The following is a 5,567-nucleotide window of genomic DNA, read 5'->3' as shown; positions in this document are numbered from 1 at the left end:
AAAAAAGCCCCCTAACTTAATCGTTAGGGGGCTTTTGAATAATGAGCTGGCGATGACTTACTCTCACATGGCAAACGCCACACTACCATCAGCGCTAAGAGGTTTCACTTCTGAGTTCGGGAAGGGATCAGGTGGTTCACTCTTGCTATTGTCGCCAGCACAACTGTTATGGACTTGTTCGGGTCTTATTTCAACTGTACTTACAGTCTATGCCTTACTTCGTTCCAAATAGAATGCATTAACAGGTATATTTGAGTTGGATATTCTACTTAGCTTTATAACTAAATCAAGGTATTTGCAGTGATTTGAACCACAACACCAACTGTTTGGGTGTTGTATAGTCAAGCCTCACGAGCAATTAGTATTGGTCAGCTTCACATATCACTATGCTTCCACATCCAACCTATCAACGTCGTAGTCTTCAACGGCTCTTTAGAGGACATAAAGTCCTAGGGAAATCTTATCTTGAGGTAGGCTTCCCGCTTAGATGCTTTCAGCGGTTATCCCTTCCGAACATAGCTACCCGGCGATGCGACTGGCGTCACAACCGGTACACCAGAGGTTCGTCCACTCTGGTCCTCTCGTACTAGGAGCAGATCCTCTCAAATTTCCAACGCCCACGGTAGATAGGGACCGAACTGTCTCACGACGTTCTAAACCCAGCTCGCGTACCTCTTTAAATGGCGAACAGCCATACCCTTGGGACCTGCTTCAGCCCCAGGATGAGATGAGCCGACATCGAGGTGCCAAACACCGCCGTCGATATGAACTCTTGGGCGGTATCAGCCTGTTATCCCCAGAGTACCTTTTATCCGTTGAGCGATGGCCCTTCCATACAGAACCACCGGATCACTAAGACCTACTTTCGTACCTGCTCGACTTGTGGGTCTCGCAGTTAAGCGCGCTTTTGCCTTTATACTCTACGCGTGATTTCCGACCACGCTGAGCGCACCTTCGTACTCCTCCGTTACTCTTTAGGAGGAGACCGCCCCAGTCAAACTACCCACCAGACATGGTCCTCGTCCCGGATTACGGGACAGAGTTAGAACCTCAATATTACCAGGGTGGTATTTCAAGATTGGCTCCACCGAAACTAGCGTCTCGGTTTCAAAGCCTCCCACCTATCCTACACAAGTAAGATCAAAGTTCAATGTCAAGCTGCAGTAAAGGTTCACGGGGTCTTTCCGTCTAGCCGCGGGTACACCGCATCTTCACGGCGAATTCGATTTCACTGAGCCTCTGCTGGAGACAGCGCCCCCATCATTATGCCATTCGTGCAGGTCGGAACTTACCCGACAAGGAATTTCGCTACCTTAGGACCGTTATAGTTACGGCCGCCGTTTACTGGGGCTTCGATCAAGAGCTTTGCTTACGCTAACCCCATCAATTAACCTTCCAGCACCGGGCAGGCATCACACCCTATACGTCCACTTTCGTGTTTGCAGAGTGCTATGTTTTTAATAAACAGTTGCAGGGGCCTGGTTTCTGTGGCTGCCAATAGCTCAAGGAGTAAATCCTATCACCGTCGGCAGCGTACCTTCTCCCGAAGTTACGGTACCATTTTGCCTAGTTCCTTCAGCAGAGTTCTCTCAAGCGCTTTGGTCTACTCGACCTGACCACCTGTGTCGGTTTCGGGTACGATTCCTATGTAACTGAAGCTTAGAGACTTTTCCTGGAAGCATGGTATCAGCCACTTCACTGTACAAGTACAGCTTGCTATCAGTTCTCAGCATAGAGTACCCCGGATTTGCCTAAGATACATGCCTACAACCTTCCACCTGGACAACCAACGCCAGGCTGACTTAACCTTCTCCGTCCTCTCATCGCATTACATAGAAGTATTGGAATATTAACCAATTTCCCATCGACTACGCCTCTCGGCCTCGCCTTAGGGGTCGACTCACCCAGCCCCGATTAACGTTGGACTGGAACCCTTGGTCTTTCAGCGAACGGGTTTTTCACCCGTTTTGTCGTTACTCACGTCAGCATTCGCACTTCTGATACCTCCAGCATACTTCTCAATACACCTTCATCGGCTTACAGAACGCTCCCCTACCACTTGCAATAAATTGCAAATCCGCAGCTTCGGCATATAGTTTTAGCCCCGTTACATCTTCCGCGCAGGCCGACTCGACTAGTGAGCTATTACGCTTTCTTTAAAGGGTGGCTGCTTCTAAGCCAACCTCCTAGCTGTCTATGCCTTCCCACATCGTTTCCCACTTAACTATAATTTTGGGGCCTTAGCTGGCGGTCTGGATTGTTTTCCTCTTGACTACGGACGTTAGCACCCGCAGTCTGTCTCCCGGATAGTACTCATTGGTATTCGGAGTTTGCATCGGTTTGGTAAGTCGGGATGACCCCCTAGCCGAAACAGTGCTCTACCCCCAATGGTATTCGTCCGAGGCGCTACCTAAATAGCTTTCGGGGAGAACCAGCTATCACCGAGTTTGATTAGCCTTTCACCCCTATCCACAAGTCATCCCCTGGCTTTTCAACGACAGTGGGTTCGGTCCTCCAGTTAGTGTTACCCAACCTTCAACCTGCTCATGGATAGATCACCCGGTTTCGGGTCTACACCCAGCAACTAAACGCCCTATTAAGACTCGATTTCTCTACGGCTCCCCTATGCGGTTAACCTTGCTACTGAATGTAAGTCGCTGACCCATTATACAAAAGGTACGCAGTCACCGAACAAGTCGGCTCCCACTGCTTGTATGCATGCGGTTTCAGGATCTATTTCACTCCCCTCACAGGGGTTCTTTTCGCCTTTCCCTCACGGTACTGGTTCACTATCGGTCAGTCAGGAGTATTTAGCCTTGGAGGATGGTCCCCCCATATTCAGACAAGGTTTCACGTGCCCCGCCCTACTCGACATCATCATATAAGCCCTTTCGTGTACAGGACTATCACCCACTATGGTTGCACTTCCCAGAGCATTCCACTAAAACTTATATGACTTAATGGGCTTTTCCCCGTTCGCTCGCCGCTACTGAGGGAATCTCAATTGATTTCTTTTCCTAAGGGTACTGAGATGTTTCACTTCCCCTCGTTCGCCTCGTATGACTATGTATTCATCATACGATACCTGCCTTATGACAGGTGGGTTTCCCCATTCAGAAATCTCCGGATCACAGGATATTTGCCGCCTCCCCGGAGCTTATCGCAGGCTATTACGTCTTTCTTCGCCTCTGACTGCCAAGGCATCCACCACATGCACTTAATTACTTGACTATACAACCCCAAACAGTCGTTAATCCCTACAAGTAGGATTAAGACAGTCTATGATGATTTCTCATCACTTCCTTACAGTTTGTTGTTCTGTGTACTTAAACACTGTACAGCTTCAATTCAATTCACATACCAAAACGCTTGATTCAGTTAATTTCGCTAGTAACTCATTTCTTCAATCTTCATCAACCAGTAATAAATCACTGTTAATGTCGATCTTAAAAACGAGTATGAACAAATTATTTCAACTCAAATATATTCTGTTAATGATTTTTCCTGCCTTCGTCAGGTCAGGAAACTGCGATAAATCACAGAAGTTAATAAGCTTTAACTTACTAATTTCTATAATCTATGGTGGAGACTAGGAGAGTCGAACTCCTGACCTCCTGCGTGCAAAGCAGGCGCTCTACCAACTAAGCTAAGTCCCCAGCTTATCAATAAGTCAATGTCTCTGTTTTCTGTATTCAGCATTTATTCAATACTTTGTTAGTCAGATTTGGTGGGTCTGACAAGACTTGAACTTGTGACCCCACGCTTATCAAGCGTGTGCTCTAACCAACTGAGCTACAGACCCTCAGATACATCGTCATGAAGAACAACTTGTTGTGGATTCTTACCAATCGTCAATCTTTCGTTAAGGAGGTGATCCAGCCGCAGGTTCCCCTACGGCTACCTTGTTACGACTTCACCCCAGTCATCGGCCACACCGTGGTAAGCGTCCTCCTTGCGGTTAGACTACCTACTTCTGGTGCAACAAACTCCCATGGTGTGACGGGCGGTGTGTACAAGGCCCGGGAACGTATTCACCGCGGCATTCTGATCCGCGATTACTAGCGATTCCGACTTCATGGAGTCGAGTTGCAGACTCCAATCCGGACTACGATCGGCTTTTTGAGATTAGCATCCTATCGCTAGGTAGCAACCCTTTGTACCGACCATTGTAGCACGTGTGTAGCCCTGGTCGTAAGGGCCATGATGACTTGACGTCGTCCCCGCCTTCCTCCAGTTTGTCACTGGCAGTATCCTTAAAGTTCCCACCCGAAGTGCTGGCAAATAAGGAAAAGGGTTGCGCTCGTTGCGGGACTTAACCCAACATCTCACGACACGAGCTGACGACAGCCATGCAGCACCTGTATGTAAGTTCCCGAAGGCACCAATCCATCTCTGGAAAGTTCTTACTATGTCAAGACCAGGTAAGGTTCTTCGCGTTGCATCGAATTAAACCACATGCTCCACCGCTTGTGCGGGCCCCCGTCAATTCATTTGAGTTTTAGTCTTGCGACCGTACTCCCCAGGCGGTCTACTTATCGCGTTAGCTGCGCCACTAAAGCCTCAAAGGCCCCAACGGCTAGTAGACATCGTTTACGGCATGGACTACCAGGGTATCTAATCCTGTTTGCTCCCCATGCTTTCGTACCTCAGCGTCAGTATTAGGCCAGATGGCTGCCTTCGCCATCGGTATTCCTCCAGATCTCTACGCATTTCACCGCTACACCTGGAATTCTACCATCCTCTCCCATACTCTAGCTTCCCAGTATCGAATGCAATTCCCAAGTTAAGCTCGGGGATTTCACATCCGACTTAAAAAGCCGCCTACGCACGCTTTACGCCCAGTAAATCCGATTAACGCTCGCACCCTCTGTATTACCGCGGCTGCTGGCACAGAGTTAGCCGGTGCTTATTCTGCGAGTAACGTCCACTATCCAAGAGTATTAATCTCGGTAGCCTCCTCCTCGCTTAAAGTGCTTTACAACCAAAAGGCCTTCTTCACACACGCGGCATGGCTGGATCAGGGTTCCCCCCATTGTCCAATATTCCCCACTGCTGCCTCCCGTAGGAGTCTGGGCCGTGTCTCAGTCCCAGTGTGGCGGATCATCCTCTCAGACCCGCTACAGATCGTCGCCTTGGTAGGCCTTTACCCCACCAACTAGCTAATCCGACTTAGGCTCATCTATTAGCGCAAGGTCCGAAGATCCCCTGCTTTCCCCCTTAGGGCGTATGCGGTATTAGCATCCCTTTCGAAATGTTGTCCCCCACTAATAGGCAGATTCCTAAGCATTACTCACCCGTCCGCCGCTAGGTTAGGTAGCAAGCTACCTTCCCCCGCTCGACTTGCATGTGTTAAGCCTGCCGCCAGCGTTCAATCTGAGCCATGATCAAACTCTTCAGTTAAAATCATTTAGTGACTTAAGGTCACAATTCTGGCTCATCAATTTTCTGACTAAAAATTCGCTCAAATAAACTTCGAGTAATTTCTACCATCAATCAATGAAATATTTTCGATCGATCAATCAGTAAAAATCCACACAAGTTGTTCTTCATAATCTCTTAATGATCTT

General features: G+C 48.4%; 2 tRNA genes and 3 rRNA genes. All 5 read right to left on the bottom strand.

The window, feature by feature from the left end:
• Positions 1-44: 44 nt before the first annotated feature.
• Positions 45-159, bottom strand: a 5S ribosomal RNA gene (rrf, locus tag GBI16_RS17470).
• Between the two features lie 178 nt (positions 160-337).
• A 23S ribosomal RNA gene (locus GBI16_RS17465) occupies positions 338-3,231 on the bottom strand.
• A gap of 349 nt (positions 3,232-3,580) precedes the next feature.
• Positions 3,581-3,656: transfer RNA gene (locus tag GBI16_RS17460), tRNA-Ala, on the bottom strand.
• A 69-nt stretch (positions 3,657-3,725) separates the two neighbouring features.
• Positions 3,726-3,802: transfer RNA gene (locus tag GBI16_RS17455), tRNA-Ile, on the bottom strand.
• 61 nt (positions 3,803-3,863) lie between these two features.
• A 16S ribosomal RNA gene (locus tag GBI16_RS17450) occupies positions 3,864-5,400 on the bottom strand.
• Together the 16S, 23S and 5S rRNA genes with 2 tRNA genes alongside form the textbook arrangement of a ribosomal RNA operon.
• Positions 5,401-5,567 lie beyond the last annotated feature (167 nt).

This window comes from Acinetobacter sp. TUM15064 (genome assembly GCF_008980265.1).
Lineage (GTDB): Bacteria > Pseudomonadota > Gammaproteobacteria > Pseudomonadales > Moraxellaceae > Acinetobacter.
The sequence above is the reverse complement of the archived record's forward strand: the minus strand, read 5'-3'. Positions and strand labels throughout refer to the sequence as shown.